Raw genomic sequence first — 16,115 nt, forward strand, 5'->3', positions numbered from 1 at the left:
CCATCCCGGGGAATGAACATGGGAGGTCGCCTCATGGGGTGACGGAGCGGAGAGGGCCTGTCGGGCGAGGGAGCGCGGAGCTTCACCTGAAGCGTCCTTCGCGCGCATTCTGTTGACACCTCTCCTCGTGCCGTGGAGCGGCGTGCTCACGCTGCGATGGTCGGGTGTCATGGGCAGCGCTCGGACCGCGCACGCGATGGACAGCGCTGCTCCAGCGCATCGTCGCGCGACAGGCGCGCTCCGCCCTCGTGGGCCCAACGGGCGCTCTCTGCGCGCCGCCGCCGCCGTCCTTCGGCGTCATGCCGGCTCGCCCGAGCTCCAGGCTGCTGCACGAGACCCCGTATCAGACCTTGTGGGAGGCTGGAGCACTGCCGCGCACGATGTCGCCGTCGCGCCGGAGCGCGGGTGAGCGTCCTCCCGAAGGGTCCAGCTGAGGCAGATTCGCCCCCGCTGTTGCAATTTGCCTCAGTATGAGGGCATACGATCGCACGAATTCGCCGGAAAACCATGAGCTCGCCTTGTGCACTGATCTTGCACACGGGCCGGCACCTAAACCCACGTGAGGAGGTCCTTACCTATGGTCGCATCGCGCAACGTTCTCGTCGTCACGCTCGGTCTTGCTCTCGGTGTCGGTTGCTCCAACCAACCCCCGGCCAGCGATCCGAGCACGGCGACCGGAGCAACGCCGCCGCCGACCCAGCCCGCTCCTGTGGCGCCGCCGCCCGCGACCGAGCCGACGCCCCCGGCGTCGCAGCCGGCCACGGACCCGCAGGCGGGGACGCAGACCGGGACAACCACCAGCACGACGCCGAGCGCGCCGCCCGAGGCGCCGCTCACGGACGAGCAGATCGTCGCCGTGCTCGACGCCGCGAACAAGAAGGAGATCGACGAGGCCCAGCTCGCGCAGACGAAGGGCAAGCACAAGGACGTGAAGGCTTACGCGAGGGTCATCACCCAGCACCACACCGAGGCCAAGGCGAAGCAGGCCAAGCTGGTCAAGAAGCTCGGCATCACCGCCGCGGACTCGGACAAGAGCAAGCAGCTCACCACCGAGACGCAGCAGGCGGTCGACCAGCTGAAGGCCCTGCAGGGCCCTGATTTCGATCAGCAGTTCGTGGCCGTCATGATCCAGGACCACCAGAAGACGCTCGACCTGCTCGACAAGCGGCTCCTGCAGGACGCGAAGAACGCCGAGCTGAAGACGCTGATCGAGAAGGACCTCCGGCCGACGATCGAGAAGCACCTCAAGGACGCGGAGGCGCTCGCCCAGAAGCTCGGCCCGGCGGGCACGGGCGCGACGGGCGCGACGGGCGCCGGCGCTCCGGGCGGCACGGCCGGCGGGCAGCACGCCGCCGGCGCGCATTCGGGGAACCAGGCCGGCCAGACCGGCGTGACCGCGGGGAGCCCGGGCGGCCAGGGCGGCGTGCAGCCGCCGGCGGCGACCCCGGCCGCGGGCGCCGGCGCTGGCACGAAGGGCGCCGGGACGACGAAGTAGTCGATCGCGAAAGGCCCACGGCTTCGTCGCAAGACGAAGCTGTCGAGATGAAGCGACGCGCGCAGCGGGTCTGTGGACCGGCTGCGCGCGTTTCTGTTTCTGAGACCGCCACAGAGCGGCGGGCACCCGCACAGGAGACGGGTCCAGATCGACGTTTTCGGCGCACAGGCGTACTCCTGTACGCCGAGCACCGAAAACGTCGAGATGGGCCCGTATCCGAAGCGGGTGCCCGCCGCTCCTAACCCAGGGCCACCCAGACCGACTTCAGCTGCGTGAGCTCGTCCAGCACCGCGCGGCCGTTCTCCCGCCCGAAGCCGGACTGCTTGTACCCGCCATAGGGGCTCGCCGCGTCGAACCGGTTGTACGTGTTGATCCAGATCGTGCCCGCCGCGAGGCGCGCGGCCAGCGCGTGCGCCTTGCCGACGTCGCGCGTCCAGATGCCCGCCGCGAGGCCGAACTCGGTCGCGTTCGCGAGGCGCGCGGCCTCCTCCACGTCGTCGAACGGGATGACCGCCAGGACGGGGCCGAAGATCTCCTCGCGGGCGATGCTCATCGACTCCGAGACCGCCGAGAACACCGTCGGCTCGACGTAGAACCCCGGGCCCTCGCGGCGCCCGCCCACCTCGCGGCGCGCCCCCTCGGCCGCGCCGCGGTCGATGTAGCCGAGCACCTTCGTGAAGTGCGCCTCCGAGACGAGCGGGCCGAGCTGCGTCGACGGATCGAGCGGATCGCCGGCGACCAGCTTGCGCGCGCCGCGCGTGACCGTCTCCAGCACGCGGTCGTGCACCGACCGCTCGACGAGGAGCCGGCTCCCCGCCGTGCAGAGCTCGCCCTGGTTGTAGAAGATGGCCGTCACCGCGGCCTTCGCGGCGCTCTCCACGTCCGCGTCCGCGAAGAGGATGTTGGGGCTCTTGCCGCCGAGCTCCAGCGACAGCTTCTTCAGCGTGCCCGCCGCCGCGCGCATGATCGTCCGGCCCGTGTCCGTGCCGCCCGTGAACGAGATCTTCGCGACCCCCGGGTGCTCCACGAGCGCCGCGCCGGCCTCCTCGCCGTGGCCGGTCACCACGTTGACGACGCCCGGCGGCACCCCGGCCTCCGCGAGGATGCGGGCGAGCTCCAGCGTCGTGAGGCTCGCCTCCTCCGGCGGCTTGACCACCACCGTGTTGCCCACCGCGAGCGCCGGCGCCACCTTCCGCGCCGCGAGCAGCAGCGGGAAATTCCACGGGATGATCGCGCCGATGACGCCGAGCGGCTCGCGCACCGTGTAGTTCAGGAACGGGCCCCGGACCGGGATCGTCTCGCCGCCGAGCTTCGTCGCCCACCCGGAGTAGTAGAAGAACGTGTCCGCCGTGCGCGGCACGTCGATGGTCCGCGCGGCCGTGATCGGCTTGCCCGTGTCGACGGCCTCGAGGCGCGCGAGCTCCTCGCTCCGCGCCAGGATCAGCTCCCCCGCCTTCCACAGGATGCGCGCGCGCTCGTTCGGATCCATCGCGGCCCAGCGCGGGAACGCCGCGCGGGCGGACGCCACGGCGGCGTCCACGTCCTCGCGGCGGCCGCGGGCGAGCCGCGCGAGCGCCCCGCCGGTCGCGGGGTTCGCGGTCTCGAACGTCTCGCCGGAGAGCGCCTCCCTCTCGGCGTTGTCGATCCAGAGCTTCTTCTCGGTATCGCGCGTCTCGGACATGCCTTGTCGTAAACCCGCGCGCCCGGTCGCCGCAAGCGGCGATGACACGAGCCCTGCCGTGCGGGATACTCGAGCTCCATGGACTTCTCCGATCGCCCCACGCTGCCGTCCGTCCCTCCGCGAAGAGTCGTCACCGAGCTGCCCGGGCCGAAGGCGCGCGCGTGGATGGCGCGCGGCGGCTTCGACATGCAGTCGCGCTACCGCGCCGTCGTGATGGACGACACGGCCAGCCGGGGGTGCTCGCTGGTCGACGTGGATGGGAATGTGTTCCTGGATCTCTTCGCGAACTTCGCGCTCGGGGCGCTCGGCTACAACCACCCGGCGCTGGTCGAGGCGGCGCACGGCGACGCCTTCATCCGCGCCGTCGCGAACCCGACGTCGACGCCGTTCGTGACGACGCCGGCCTGGTTCGAGTTCGTGGAGGCGCTCGAGCAGCGGTACGCCCCGCGCGGCATGGCGCGCGTCTTCTGCGTCGACGCGGGGGGCGAGGGCGTCGAGTCGGCGATCAAGGCGGCGTTCATCCGGCACGGCGAGCGCCGGCGGGAGGCGTCGGGGCTGCCGAGGAACCCGCTGGAGCTCCCGGAGGACCAGCAGAAGAGCATCCTCGACAACGCGGGGACCGACGCGGTGGTCGTGTCGTTCGCCGGCGCGTTCCACGGCCGCGGCCTCGGGCCGATGTCCGCGACGCACTCGAAGGTGATCCACAAGGCCGACCTGCCCGCATTCCCGTGGCCCACGGCGCCGTTCCCGGCGAGCCGCTTCCCGCTCGCGCGCTTCGCCGACGAGAACGACCGCGCCGAGGCGGAGGCGCTCGCCGCGCTCGAGCGGGTCCTCGACGCGCACCAGGGCAGGGTGGCCGCCTTGATCGTCGAGCCCGTGCAGTCCGAGGGCGGCGACCGGCACGCGAGCCCGGTCTTCTTCCGCCGCGCGCAGGAGCTCGCCGGCAAGGCGGGCGCGGCGTTCATCCTCGACGAGGTGCAGACCGGCCTCGGGATCAGCGGCACGCTCTGGGCGCACGAGCAGCTCGAGCTGCCGCGCCCGCCCGACCTCATGTGCTTCGGCAAGAAGATGCAGATGGGCGGGTTCTTCGCGACCTCGGCGTACGACGTCGCGCAGTTCGGGCGCATGTACCAGACGCGCAACGGCGACCGCGCGCGCGCCGCGGTCGCGCTGGCGACGCTCCGCACGATCGAGTCCGAGGACCTGCTCGGCAACGTGCGCGCGACGGGCCGCTACTTCCTGGGGCGGCTCGAGGAGCTCTGCGAGCGCTACCCCGCGCTGGCGAGCGAGCCGCGCGGCCGCGGCTTCCTGCTCGCGTTCGACCTGCCGACCACGGCGGCGCGCGACGATTTCCTCGGGCGCGCGCTGCGCCGCGGGGTGTTCGCGAGCTATACGGGGACGCGCTCGGTGCGGCTCCGCCCGCACCTCATCACGACGACCGCGGACGTCGACGAGGCGGTGGCGGTCTTCGACGCGGTGCTGCGCGAGATGGCCGGATGATCGTCGAGCCGCGCGACGTCTGCCCGGGGGAGGGGCCCGAGAAGGTCGCGCGGGCCCTCGCGCAGTTCTCCGTGGACGAGGTGCAGGGCGACGCGGCGTTCGACGAGGGGTACCGCGCGCTCGAGGCGTTCTTCGGGCCGAAGGGGGAGATCGAGCGCCGCGAGGTGCTCGCGGCGTGGCTCGCCGGGGAGTTCGCGGACCCGGGGGCGCCGATCTCCGCGACGTACCACATGCTGCTCGCGCGCAGCGTGGACGACGACGGACGCCTCGCCGGCGCGCGCGACTGCTTCGTCACGCTGGATCGCGCGGCGCGGCGCTGCGTGGTGCTGCTCTCGCACGCCCTCGTCCTCCCGGACTTCCGCCGCACCGGCCTCGGCGCCCTGCTGCGCGCGGCGCCCGTCGCGCTCGCGCGCCGCGCGCTCCGGGACGCGGGGCTCGGCGAGGGGCGCTCCCCGGGCCAGGCGAGCGCCGGCGGCGAGCAGGCCGAGGCGAGCGCCGGCGGGGAGGCCCAGGCGAGCGCGGCTGGCGCGGAGATCCTCCTCGCCGCCGAGATGGAGGCGGTCGATCCGGACGACCGCGACACCGCCGTGCGGCTCTTCGCCTACGGCCGCGCCGGGTTCGCGGCCATCCCGCCGGCGGTGCTGCCGTACGCGCAGCCCGACTTCCGCGACACGGCGGCGCTCGGGGTGACGCCCGTGCCGGTGCCGCTCGTCGCCGTGGTGCGCCAGGTCGGCGCGGAAGAGCGCGCCGACATCTCGCGCGCGGGCGCGGCGTCGTTCCTGCGCCATTACCAGGCGGTCCACGCCCGCGAGGTCCCCGCGGGCGACCTCGTCCCGATCCGCGAGCGCGCGCTCGCGGGCCTCGCCGCGCTCGAGGGCGAGCGCGTGCCGCTCCTCCGCATCCCGCGAGGGCCCGCCGAGATCGCCGGGCTCGCGCCGCTGCTCCGGAGCGCGGTGATGCCGCTGTTCCCACCGGCGTGGCGCGGCAAGGCGCCGCTCGACGCGCCCGAGCGGGAGCTCGCGCGGCTCCTCGCGGCGTGGTCCCCGGCGTGAGCGAGATCTCCGCCCCGGGCGCCTCGAGACGGCGCCAGCGCGGCGCGGGGAGCCGGGGAAGGAGCGGGGGAGGTGACGGGCGGCCGGGCGAGCGGCTCCACGCGGATCCTGCCCGGCGGTCCGCTGCGGGCTAGGATGGGAGAGCGGGACACGCAGCCATGCCGTTGACCACGACCCACGTTTCGATCCGCAGGATCACGGACGACAGCGCCTCGGACGCGGAGGATCTGCTCGCGGTCGAGGAGCCGCTCGAGATCCTCGTCGTCGCGCGAGCCGCGCACGCTCCCGGCGCGCGCCCCTCGGCCCAGCAGGAGCGCGCCGAGCGCCGGCTCGGGATCACGATGCGCACGCCCGGCAGCGATCGCGAGCTCGCGATCGGGCTCCTGTTCGCCGAGGGCATCATCGCCAGCGCGGCCGACGTCATCGCCGTCGAGGAGGGCGAGGCGCCCTCGGGCGCTCTCGTGCGCGTCACGCTCCGCGACGAGGTGGCCGTCGACCTCGCGCGCACCGAGCGCGCGCTCGCCGTCGCGAGCGCGAGCTGCGGCGTCTGCGGCAAGGCGTCGATCGACGTGGCGTCGTTCGCGCCGCCCGCGCCGCTCGCGCGGGGCGTCCCCCGGCTCGCGCCGCGCGTCGTGCACGGGCTGGCCGAGCGGCTCCGCGGCGCGCAGCCGGTGTTCGGGCGGACCGGGGGGCTGCACGCGGCGGCGCTCTTCGACGCGAGCGGGGCGCTCGCCGACCTCCGCGAGGACGTCGGCCGCCACAACGCCGTCGACAAGCTGGTCGGCGCCGCGCTGCTCGCGGGGCGGCTGCCCGACCCGGGCGCGGTGCTCATGGTCAGCGGGCGCGCCGGGTTCGAGCTCGTCCAGAAGGCGCTCCGGGCCTCGATCCCGGTGATGGTCGCGGTGGGCGCGCCCTCGAGCCTGGCCGCCGAGCTCGCGTCGGCGCACGGCATGACGCTCGTCGGCTTCGCGCGCGACGGCCGGTTCAACGTGTACGCGGGCCGCGAGCGCGTCGCGGTCCCGGCGGAGGCGGCGTCGTGACGGCGCGCGACGCGCTGCGCGGCGTGCAGGCGGAGCCGCCGCTCGAGCCCGAGGCGCCGCGGATCGGCGAGCGCAGCGGGGCGGCCGGCGGGCTCGCGGCGGTCGGCGCGACGCTCCGGCACGCGGTCGGCGAGATGGGGGTCTCGCGCGCCGTGCGCACGCTGCTGCGCGTGAACCAGGGCGAGGGCTTCGACTGCCCCGGCTGCGCGTGGCCCGAGCCCGAGGAGAAGCGCTCGGTCGCGGAGTTCTGTGAGAACGGCGCCAAGGCGGTCGCCGAGGAGGCGACGCTCCGGCGCGTCACGCCGGAGTTCTTCCGCGAGCACAGCGTCGAGGAGCTCTCGCGGCAGTCGGACCACTGGCTCGGCAAGCAGGGGCGGCTCGTCCACCCGATGCTGCTCGAGGAGGGGACGAGCCACTACCGCCCCGTGTCGTGGGACGAGGCGCTCGACCTCGTCGCCTCGTCGCTGCGCGCGCTCGGCTCGCCGGACGAGGCGGTCTTCTACACGTCGGGGCGCACGAGCAACGAGGCGGCGTTCCTCTACCAGCTCTTCGTGCGCGAGCTCGGGACGAACAACCTGCCCGACTGCTCGAACATGTGCCACGAGTCGAGCGGCGTGGGCCTGCGCGAGGCGATCGGCGTCGGCAAAGGCACCGTCTCCCTCCACGATTTCGAGCTCGCGGACGCGATCTTCGTCGTCGGGCAGAACCCGGGGACGAACCACCCGCGCATGCTCTCGGCGCTGCGCGAGGCGCGGCAGCGCGGCTGCGAGATCGTGACGGTGAACCCGCTCCCCGAAATCGGCAGCGAGCGCTTCCAGCACCCGCAGCACCCGCTCGACCTCGTCGGCCCGGGGGTGCCGCTCTCGACGCTCTTCCTGCAGGTGCGCATCAACGGCGACGTCGCGCTCTTCACGGGGCTCATCAAGGAGATGCTCGAGGAGGAGGAGCGGAGGCCAGGGGTCGTGCTCGATCGCGAGTTCATCGCGCGCCACACGCACGGCTTCGAGGCGTTCGCGGCCGCCGTGCGCGCGACGCCCTGGGACGACATCGTCGAGCAGAGCGGGGTCCCGCGCGACCGGATCCGGGCGGCGGCCGAGATCGCGATGCGGTCCGAGCGCACGATCGCGTGCTGGGCCATGGGCCTGACGCAGCACCAGAACGGCGTGGCCAACGTGCAGCAGGTCATGAGCTTCCTGCTCCTGCGCGGCAACATCGGCAGGCCCGGCGCGGGCGCGTGCCCGGTGCGCGGCCACAGCAACGTGCAGGGCGACCGGACGATGGGCATCTGGGAGCGCCCGCCCGCCGAGCTCCTCGTCCGGATCGAGAAGAACTTCGGCTTCGCGCCGCCGCGCCGCCACGGGCTCGACACGGTCGCCGCGATCGCCGCGATGGCCGACGGGCGCGCCCGCGTCTTCTTCGCGCTGGGCGGCAACTTCCTCTCGGCGACGCCGGACACGGCCTTCACCGCCCGCGCCCTCGCCCGGTGCGAGCTCACGGCGCACGTGTCGACCAAGCTGAACCGGGCACACCTCGTGACCGGCAGGCGCGCGCTCATCCTGCCCTGCCTCGGGCGCACCGAGCGCGACGTGCAGGCGGGAGGGCCGCAGTTCGTGACGGTCGAGAACTCGATGGGCGTCGTCTCGAGCTCGCGCGGCGCCCTCCCGCCGGCGTCGGAGCTCTTGCGGAGCGAGGTGGCCATCGTGGCGGGGCTCGCCCGCGCGACGCTGGGCGCGAGGTCGCGCGTGCCGTGGGAGGAGCTCACCGCCGACTACGACCGCGTCCGCGAGCTCATCGAGCGCACGATCGACGGGTTCGACGATTTCAACACGCGCGCGAGGGACCCGCGCGGCTTCGCGCTGCCGAACGCCGCGGCCCGGCGCGAGTTCCGCACCGCGACGGGCAAGGCGAACTTCATCGCGCACCCGCTGCCGCGGCACGAGCTCGAGCCCGGCGAGCTCCTGATGATGACGATCCGCAGCCACGACCAGTACAACACGACCATCTACGGGCTCGACGACCGCTACCGCGGCGTGCGCGGCGGGCGCCGCGTCGTGTTCATGAACGCCGAGGACGCGGCCGAGCGCGGGCTCTCGCAGGGGCAGCTCGTCGACATCACGAGCCGCTTCTCCGGCGAGGAGCGCGTCGCGCGCGCGTTCCGCGTCGTGGTCTACACGATCCCCCGCGGGAACGTCGCGGCCTACTTCCCCGAGGCCAACGTGCTCGTGCCGCTCGGCAGCATCGACGAGAAGAGCCACACCCCCGCGTCGAAATCGATCATCGTGCGCATCGGGCCCTCGGCGGCGCGCGACGGATCCGCGTGACGCCCCGCCGCGCCCGCTGCATTGGAGTCCGACCATGACCGCTCAGCCCAGCATCGCCCCGCCCATCCCCGGTGAGCCCGAGCGCGCCGCCATGCGCACCGCGATCCCGGGCCCCGCGTCCGAGGCGCTCCGCGCGCGCCACCACCGCTACCAGGACGCGCGGCCGATCCACTTCTACCAGGACGCGCGGAAGAGCCTCGGCAACTACATGGTCGACGTGGACGGCAACGTGCTGCTCGACGTGTACGGGCACATCGCCGCCGTGCCCATCGGCTACAACCACCCGGATCTGCTCGCCGCCTGGCGCGACGGCCGTTTCGACTGGTGCGCCGGCTACCGCTCGGCGCTCGGCGTCGCGCCCGCGCCCGAGTGGGTCGACCTCGTCGAGAACACCCTGATGCGCGTCGCGCCGAAGGGGCACTCGCGCGTCTTCACCTTCACGACCGGCGCCGAGGCGGTCGAGAACGCGCTCAAGGCCGCGTTCATCCAGCTCGCGCGCCGCCGGCGCGGCGGCGCGCAGCCGAGCGACGCCGACCTCGCCGCCTGCATGCTCAACCGGCAGCCCGGCGTGAACGCCTTCAAGGTGATCTCCTTCGAGGGCGGGTTCCACGGCCGCAGCATGGGCGCCCTCTCGGCGACGCGCAGCAAGCCGATCCACAAGCTCGACATCCCCGCGTTCGACTGGCCCGTCGTGCCGTTCCCCGCGACCCAGTTCCCCGAGGCGGAGCACGCCGAGCAGAACCGCGCCGCCGAGGCGCGCTCGCTCGAGGCGGTCGAGGCGGCGCTCGACGCGCACCCGGACGAGATCGCCGCGCTCATCGTGGAGCCGATCCAGGGCGAGGGCGGCGACCGCCACGCGAGCCCCGCGTTCTTCCAGGCGCTGCGCCGGCTGACTGCGGAGCGCGGCGTCGCGCTCATCATCGACGAGGTGCAGACCTGCGGCGGCGGCACCGGCGCGCTCTGGGCGCACGAGGCGTGGGACCTGCCCGAGCCCCCGGACATGGTCACGTTCTCCAAGAAGATGCAGCTCGGCGGCTTCTACTGCCGCGAGGAGCTCGCGCCGGTCGAGCCGCTGCGCGTCTTCAACACGTGGCTCGGCGACCCGCTCCGCGGCGCGCAGCTCGAGGTCATCCTCGAGGTCATCGAGCGCGACCGGCTCCTCGAGAACACGCGGGCGACCGGCGAGCGCCTGGTCGCCGGGCTCGAGGAACTCTGCCGCCGCTACCCCGGGGTGCTCTCGGGCGCCCGGGGCGCCGGCACCTTCGCCGCGGTCGACTTCCCCCACGCCGCCCGGCGCGACGCGGCGCTCACCGCGCTCCGCAACCGCGGCCTCGAGGTGGGCGGCTCGGGCGATCGCACGCTCCGCTTCCGGCCGGCGCTCGTCTTCGGCCCGCGCCATGTGGCCGAGGCGCTCGACCTCGTCGAGTCGGTCTGCAAGTGACCTCCGCCGCGGCCGCCTCGCGCCCGGTCCGGGTGTTCCACTCGCCGCGCTACTTCGCGGACATCGGCGAGCACGTCATGCCGATGCGCAAGTTCGCCCTGGTGCGCGAGGCGATCGAGCGGAGCGGCTTGCCGGTGCGCCTCGTCGAGCCCGAGCCGGTCAGCGACGAGGATCTCCTCCGCGTCCACACGCCCGAGTACCTCCGGGCGATCGCGACCGGCGAGCCCCGGGCCCTTGCGGAGTCCCAGAAGTTCCCGTGGTCGCCGGAGCTCGCCGAGGCGGTCCGCTTCACGAACGGCGGCTGCATCGCCGCCACCTTCGCGGCGCTCGAGGACGGCATCGCGGGCAACCTCGCGAGCGGCTTCCACCACGCCCACGCCGAGCACGGCGAGGGCTTCTGCACCTTCAACGGCCTCGTGGTCGCCCTGGAGCGCGCGCGCGCCGAGGGGCGCATCCGCCGCGCCCTGGTGGTCGACATGGACCTCCACTACGGCAACGGCACCGCGTCGCTGCTCGCGTCGCGCCCGTGGGCGTTCGCGCTCTCCATCTACGGCAACTGGTACAAGCAGAACCGGGCCTACCGGGACGTCGAGGCCGAGCGCGCCCCGGACACCGAGAACAGCTGGTCCGTCCCGGTGCCGGGCGGGAGCGGCGGCGCCGCCTACCTCGAGATCCTGGCGCGGCACCTCGGCCCGGCGATCGACCGCGCGGCGCCCGACCTGATCCTCTACCAGGCCGGCGCGGACCCGTTCCGCGAGGACCCGTACTCGCCGCTCGACCTGACGCACGACGACCTGCGCGCGCGCGACGAGATCGTGTTCCGGACCGCGCTCGAGCGGCGGATCCCGATCGCGTGGGTGCTCGCGGGCGGCTACACGCCGGATGTGAGCCGGGTGGTCGAGGTGCACCTCGGCACGTTCGTCGCGGCGGTGCGGGCGAGGGAGGCGGCGGGCGCCGCGGGCGATCTCGAGCGCTGAGCTCGAAAAGCCGGGGAGGCGCGCGCGCCGTTCAGCTGCCCTGCTCGCGCTGCCGCCGGCTCACCCCGCGCCGCTCGCGCGCCCGCTTGTCCACCACTCCGCGACGTCGAGCTCCACCGCGTCGAACGGCTCCGCGCGCACCCGCGCCTCGCCGACCACCACGCCGAGCTCGAGCCATTTGCCCTCGTGCAGCCGGCTCCAGGTGAACGTCTGCGCGTCGAGATCGACGTACCAGAGCCAGCCCACGCCGGCGCGCGCGTAGAAGGGGCGTTTGACACCTTGCGTGTAAGAGCGCATCCGCGGTGAGAAGATCTCGCAGACCCAGTCGGGGGCGATGCGGATGGGCTCGTCCTCGGGCAGCTCGGGCAGGCGCTCGCGCTTCCAGCCCGCGATGTCGGGGGAGAACTCAGGTGAGCCCGGCAGCTCGATCCCGGGCTCGGGCAGGATCCACCATCCGCCCGGGCCGCTGCGACTGCGGTCATAAGGATCGATGAGCTCGTGGTCGATGAGTGACAGGACGCGCTGGTGGCGCGAGCGCGGTCGCGGCTGGGTGTACAGCACGCCCTCGATGATCTCGCCCTTGATGTGCGGCGGGAGCGCCTCGAGCTCGGCCATCGTGGCGGGATCGATCCTGCGTGCCGGGTCAGCCATCGCCGAGATCCTGCCCGGCGCGAGCGGGCGCGGCAACGTGGGCGCGCGGCAGGCAAGGTAGCGCCCGGGGCGACCCCGGCACATCAGCGCACGACAGGCGCATGCCGATCGCGCGGGTGAGCAAGCGCGGCGCCGGCGCCGCGCGGTGCGGCGCCGGCGCGCCCGCCTTTGCTGGTAACCTGCCGCGATGGCCGACCTGAACGACCCCGCCCGCCTGGCCGAGCTGCACGGCGCCATGCTGCGCACCGAGGCGGACGCCCTCCTCGACGCCTGCGTGGGGCGGGCCGCCAAGCTCGCGCGCGCGCCGATCGCGTTCGTGAGCCTTGTCGTCCGGCACATCCAGCTCCTCCGCGCGCACCACGGCTTGCCCCTGGAGCTCGCCGTGAGCTGCGCGACCTCCCGGAGCAACTCCTTCTGCCAGCTGGTGGTGCGCGACGACGTGCCGCTCGTGGTCGAGGACGCGCTGCGCGACCACCGCGTGCCGAAGGACCTCGTCGAGAGCTACGGCATCCGCGCGTACGCGGGGGTGCCGGTGCGGGTGCACGGGCATGCCATCGGCTCGCTCTGCGCGCTCGACGTCGTGCCCCGCCGCTTCGAGCCGCGCGTCATCCAGGGCCTCGAGCAGCTCGCCCTCGACGTCGCCGTCCGCCTCTCCGAGCTCGTCGAGCGCGACGCGCCGCTCGGCAGCGCCGACCTCCAGGAGCGCCTCGTCCGCATCGAGCAGGCCACGCGCGTGCTCGAGCGCGCGCTCATGGCCCTCGCTCCGGTCATCGCCGCGGCGCAGAACGCGGCAGGGCTGCGGCCGCACGCGCCGCAGGTCGACGCGATGCACGCGACCCCCTCGGCGCTCGTGACGCTCGCCAGCCTGCGCGCGGCCGTCGGGTGCTGGCGCGACATGGGCTCCGTCGCGGACGAGCTCTGCGACGAGGCCGCCGCCGTCGCGAGCTCCGCCCCCGCGGCGTCCGGGCTCGTCACGGCGGCCCGGACGCTCGCGCGAAGCATGGCCGAGGTCGGCCCGCTCGTCCGCCTCGCCGAGGGCGTGCTCGAGGGGACCCTCGAGGAGACCGCCGCCGAACGGGGGAGGTCGCTCGTGCTGCGCGGCGCGATCGACGCGCACGAGGCCGCCTGCGCGGCGGTGAGCGAGATCCGCGCCGGCGCCTTGCGCGCGCGCGGCGCGACGAGCAGCGGCGCTACGCTGTGACCTAGATTGCGCCGGGCCCATGATCTACGCTTGACGTTCCGCCCATGTCGCGCCTCTCGCTCTCGTTCGCGTCCAGGGAAGAATCGCTGTCGGTACGACGGTTCTCGGTCCGGGAGCAGATCTCGTCGCTCTTCGAGGTGTCGATACTGGCTGTCTCCGAGATCGAGGATCTCGATCTCGACAGCCTCGTGGGCAAGGCCGCCGCCTTCAAGGCAGAGTCGGCCGTCCTGCAATCGATCGTCCCCGCCCGGGTCTGGGCCGGGCTCTGCGCCCAGATGGAGCAGGTGCAGGCGGAGCCGACGGGACTCTCCACCTACCGGCTGCGCATCGTCCCTTTGCTGTTCCGGGCGACGCTCCGGCGCAATAGCCGCATTTTTCAGCACATGACGACCCCCGATATCGTGCTCCTGATGCTCAAGGAGTGGGAGATCGAGCCGGAGGTGGTGCTGGGCGCGAAGTACCCCACCCATGAATACCGCGTTCAGTACGGCGAGACCGACTACGCGTTCATGTGCCGGCTGCTCGAGGAGGCGGGTATCTCCTTCTACTTCTCGCACCGCGCAGACGGCGGCCGCATGGGCGCCGAGCTCACCCGCCTCGTCCTGAGCGACGCTCCGCAGCGGAGGGAGCCGCGCTCCGGCGCTCCCATCGCCTACGTCGACAACCCGAACCAGGCGTCCGGGCGCGAGTACGTGACCGAGGTGATCGTGAGCCACGAGGTGCGGCCCGGCCACGTCACCGTCCGCGACTTCGATTTCAGGATGAGGCCTGATTATCAGCTCTTCGCCGAGGCGCGGGAGGGGCTCGAGGAGGAGCTCCGCTACGAGCAGTACCACTACCTGCCAGGGGCGTTCGTGGTCGAGCCGGGCAAGGGCGGCGATACGCCGGTCGCCGACGACAGGGGCGTCGCGCGGGTCGACATGAAGGAGGCAGAGGCGCTCGCGGCGAGGAGCCTCGCGAGCGAGCGGGGCGGCCGGCGCTCCGTCCGGTACCGTACGAACGCCCTCGACCTGTGCCCCGGCGTCGTCATGTCGATCGGCGGGCACCCCCGCAAGGAGCTCTATCCGGACCAGGCGCTGCTCGTCGTCGCGTCCACGTTCGAGGGCGAGCACAGCGGCGAGTGGACCATGACCGGCGAGGCCGCGTTCGCGCAGCAGCCCTACCGCCCCGCGCGGCGGACGCCGAAGCCGCGGGTCGTGGGCGTGCAGAGCGCGATCGTGGTCGGCCCTCCGGGCGAGGAGATCCACACCGACGAGTTCGGCCGCGTGCGCGTGCAGTTCCACTGGGACCGCGAGGGGCGGTTCAGCGACGCGAGCTCGTGCTGGATCCGCGTCAGCCAGGCCTGGGCGGGCAGCCGCTACGGGCTCCTGGCCATCCCTCGCGTCGGGCAGGAGGTCCTCGTCGATTTCTTCGACGGCGACCCCGATCGGCCGGTGATCGTGGGCCGCGTCCACAACAGCACCACGCGCGTGCCTTACACGCTGCCCGCCGAGAAGACCAAGAGCGGCTGGAAGAGCGACTCCTCCCCGGGCTCGGGCGGGTTCAACGAGCTCTCCTTCGACGACGCCGCGGGGCGCGAGCTCATCCACGTCCAGGCGCAGCGCGATTACACCGAGATCATCAAGCGGGATCAGAGCTCGACCGTGCTCTCGAACCGCTCGGCCAGCGTGACCGGCGCCGACGCCGTGACCGTCGGGGGGAGCCAGAGCTTCAGCGTCATCAAGAGCCAGAGCCACACGATCGGCGAGCAGCAGATCAACCACATCGGCGAGGGCCGCACGTCGATCGTGCGCACCTCCGACGCGGTCGACGCCGGCGACAGCCAGAGCGTCACGGTCGGCGACGGCGTCGGGTACACGATCAACAAGGACAAGACCGTCCAGATCACGAACGGCGTCGCGTCGATCAAGATCACGCCGGAGGGCATCTTCATCGACGCGCAGGGCAAGCTCGAGATCTCGGCGGGCGGGTTGCTCAAGCTGTCCGGCGCGGAGGTGCAGATCGACGGTGGGCCGAACGTGCTCATCAACACCACGGCCGCGAAGGCGCCCGCGGTGGCGACGATCGGGAAGGCCAGGGCGCCGAGCGCGCCGGGGAAGCCGGGCGGCGGCGGCGAGACGAGCGCGCCGGCCGAGGTGATGCGCGGCGGCGGCGACGTCGAGGCGCCGGGGGGCATCGCGGACGTCGAGGTGGAGGGCGCGGCGCGCGAGGCGCTGCAGCTCGACCGCGCCCTCTCCTCGCCGCCGCTCACCCCGGCCGCGGCCCCGGCGTCGCTGCAGATCGGGCCCGCTGCCGGCGCGGCGATCCAGGAGGAGGTGCGCGCGCCCTCCGCGTCGCTCGCCGCGCTGGTGACGACGGGGAGCGGCGCCCTGGAGCTCTTCCGGCTCGCGAAGGGGGAGAGCCTCGCCTCGCTGCCGTCGACGCTGGACGTGCTCGGTCCGGTGCTCACGACGCCGCTGCCCGCGCTCGGAGGCCTCAGCGCCGGCGACATCGGGTCGCTCGTGAACGCGGGCAGCGCGGCCGGCGTCTTCCACGTGGGGCGCGCGGGCGGGCAGGTGGCGCAGTTCCTGGCGCTGCGGACCGCGGCGGCGCCGCGATCGGTGAACGGCGCGGCGGTGAAGACCGCGGCGCAGGCGACCGAGGCCTCGGGCGTGCCCGCGGAGCGGGCGTACGCACGAGCGCTGTCGACGCAGGGCGTGGCCCTCTACCGGGGCGACCTCCAGGGCGGCTTCGCCAAGGTGGAGCCATGACGAACG

General features: G+C 73.5%; 11 protein-coding genes. 9 read left to right on the forward strand and 2 right to left on the reverse strand.

Going from position 1 to position 16,115, the window contains the following annotated elements; genetic code table 11:
* Positions 1-577: 577 nt before the first annotated feature.
* Positions 578-1,495, forward strand: coding sequence for a DUF4142 domain-containing protein (locus WME85_RS52890; RefSeq protein ID WP_437833464.1), 918 nt, complete (start codon positions 578-580; stop codon positions 1,493-1,495).
* Positions 1,496-1,733: 238 nt separating this feature from the next.
* On the opposite strand, the gene WME85_RS52895 is transcribed toward WME85_RS52890, so the two are convergent.
* Positions 1,734-3,176 (reverse strand): aldehyde dehydrogenase family protein, encoded by a 1,443-nt coding sequence (locus WME85_RS52895; protein ID WP_437833467.1) that lies wholly within the window; start codon positions 3,174-3,176, stop codon positions 1,734-1,736.
* A gap of 78 nt (positions 3,177-3,254) precedes the next feature.
* Here WME85_RS52895 and WME85_RS52900 point away from each other — a divergent pair, with 78 nt between their 5' ends.
* From WME85_RS52900 to WME85_RS52925, 6 genes are all read left to right on the forward strand, one after another.
* A complete protein-coding gene (locus tag WME85_RS52900) occupies positions 3,255-4,676 on the forward strand; it encodes an aminotransferase class III-fold pyridoxal phosphate-dependent enzyme (RefSeq protein WP_437833470.1) in 1,422 nt (473 codons plus the stop codon).
* Positions 4,673-5,728 carry a hypothetical protein gene (locus WME85_RS52905; protein WP_437833473.1) on the forward strand — a complete coding sequence of 352 codons (1,056 nt, stop codon included), beginning with the start codon at positions 4,673-4,675 and terminating at the stop codon, positions 5,726-5,728. The genes WME85_RS52900 and WME85_RS52905 overlap by 4 nt, the downstream gene beginning before the upstream one ends.
* Before the next feature lie 158 nt (positions 5,729-5,886).
* Positions 5,887-6,768, forward strand: coding sequence for a formate dehydrogenase accessory sulfurtransferase FdhD (locus tag WME85_RS52910; protein WP_437833476.1), 882 nt, complete (start codon positions 5,887-5,889; stop codon positions 6,766-6,768).
* Positions 6,765-9,089, forward strand: a complete 2,325-nt coding sequence (locus tag WME85_RS52915) for an FdhF/YdeP family oxidoreductase (protein WP_437833477.1) — start codon at positions 6,765-6,767, stop codon at positions 9,087-9,089. Before WME85_RS52910 ends, WME85_RS52915 begins: the two co-directional genes overlap by 4 nt.
* A 34-nt stretch (positions 9,090-9,123) precedes the next feature.
* Positions 9,124-10,530, forward strand: coding sequence for an aminotransferase class III-fold pyridoxal phosphate-dependent enzyme (locus WME85_RS52920; RefSeq protein WP_437833480.1), 1,407 nt, complete (start codon positions 9,124-9,126; stop codon positions 10,528-10,530).
* Entirely contained in the window at positions 10,527-11,507 is a 981-nt protein-coding gene (locus WME85_RS52925; protein ID WP_437833482.1) for a histone deacetylase family protein, read from the forward strand. The genes WME85_RS52920 and WME85_RS52925 overlap by 4 nt, the downstream gene beginning before the upstream one ends.
* A 60-nt stretch (positions 11,508-11,567) precedes the next feature.
* Here the strand turns inward: WME85_RS52925 and WME85_RS52930 are convergent, their stop codons facing one another.
* A complete protein-coding gene (locus tag WME85_RS52930) occupies positions 11,568-12,158 on the reverse strand; it encodes a Uma2 family endonuclease (protein WP_437306742.1) in 591 nt (196 codons plus the stop codon).
* Between the two features lie 187 nt (positions 12,159-12,345).
* On the opposite strand from WME85_RS52930, the gene WME85_RS52935 reads away from it, so the two are divergent.
* Positions 12,346-13,359 (forward strand): GAF domain-containing protein, encoded by a 1,014-nt coding sequence (locus tag WME85_RS52935; protein ID WP_437833486.1) that lies wholly within the window; start codon positions 12,346-12,348, stop codon positions 13,357-13,359.
* Positions 13,360-13,403: 44 nt separating this feature from the next.
* The gene (locus tag WME85_RS52940; RefSeq protein WP_437833489.1) at positions 13,404-16,109 is read left to right on the forward strand and encodes a type VI secretion system Vgr family protein; all 2,706 of its coding nucleotides are present in this window, start codon (positions 13,404-13,406) and stop codon (positions 16,107-16,109) included.
* The last annotated feature ends 6 nt before the right edge of the window (positions 16,110-16,115 follow it).

This window comes from Sorangium sp. So ce1153, assembly GCF_051521595.1.
Lineage (GTDB): Bacteria > Myxococcota_A > Polyangia > Polyangiales > Polyangiaceae > Sorangium.

Excerpts from the sequence above, each read along its gene's own strand:
- WME85_RS52910 (WP_437833476.1), top strand. The coding sequence starts at position 5,887 with ATGCCGTTGACCACGACCCACGTTTCGATCCGCAGGATCACGGACGAC.
- WME85_RS52900 (WP_437833470.1), top strand. The coding sequence starts at position 3,255 with ATGGACTTCTCCGATCGCCCCACGCTGCCGTCCGTCCCTCCGCGAAGA.
- WME85_RS52930 (WP_437306742.1), bottom strand. The coding sequence starts at position 12,158 with ATGGCTGACCCGGCACGCAGGATCGATCCCGCCACGATGGCCGAGCTC.
- WME85_RS52940 (WP_437833489.1), top strand. The coding sequence starts at position 13,404 with ATGTCGCGCCTCTCGCTCTCGTTCGCGTCCAGGGAAGAATCGCTGTCG.
- WME85_RS52920 (WP_437833480.1), top strand. The coding sequence starts at position 9,124 with ATGACCGCTCAGCCCAGCATCGCCCCGCCCATCCCCGGTGAGCCCGAG.
- WME85_RS52905 (WP_437833473.1), top strand. The coding sequence starts at position 4,673 with ATGATCGTCGAGCCGCGCGACGTCTGCCCGGGGGAGGGGCCCGAGAAG.
- WME85_RS52935 (WP_437833486.1), top strand. The coding sequence starts at position 12,346 with ATGGCCGACCTGAACGACCCCGCCCGCCTGGCCGAGCTGCACGGCGCC.
- WME85_RS52890 (WP_437833464.1), top strand. The coding sequence starts at position 578 with ATGGTCGCATCGCGCAACGTTCTCGTCGTCACGCTCGGTCTTGCTCTC.
- WME85_RS52895 (WP_437833467.1), bottom strand. The coding sequence starts at position 3,176 with ATGTCCGAGACGCGCGATACCGAGAAGAAGCTCTGGATCGACAACGCC.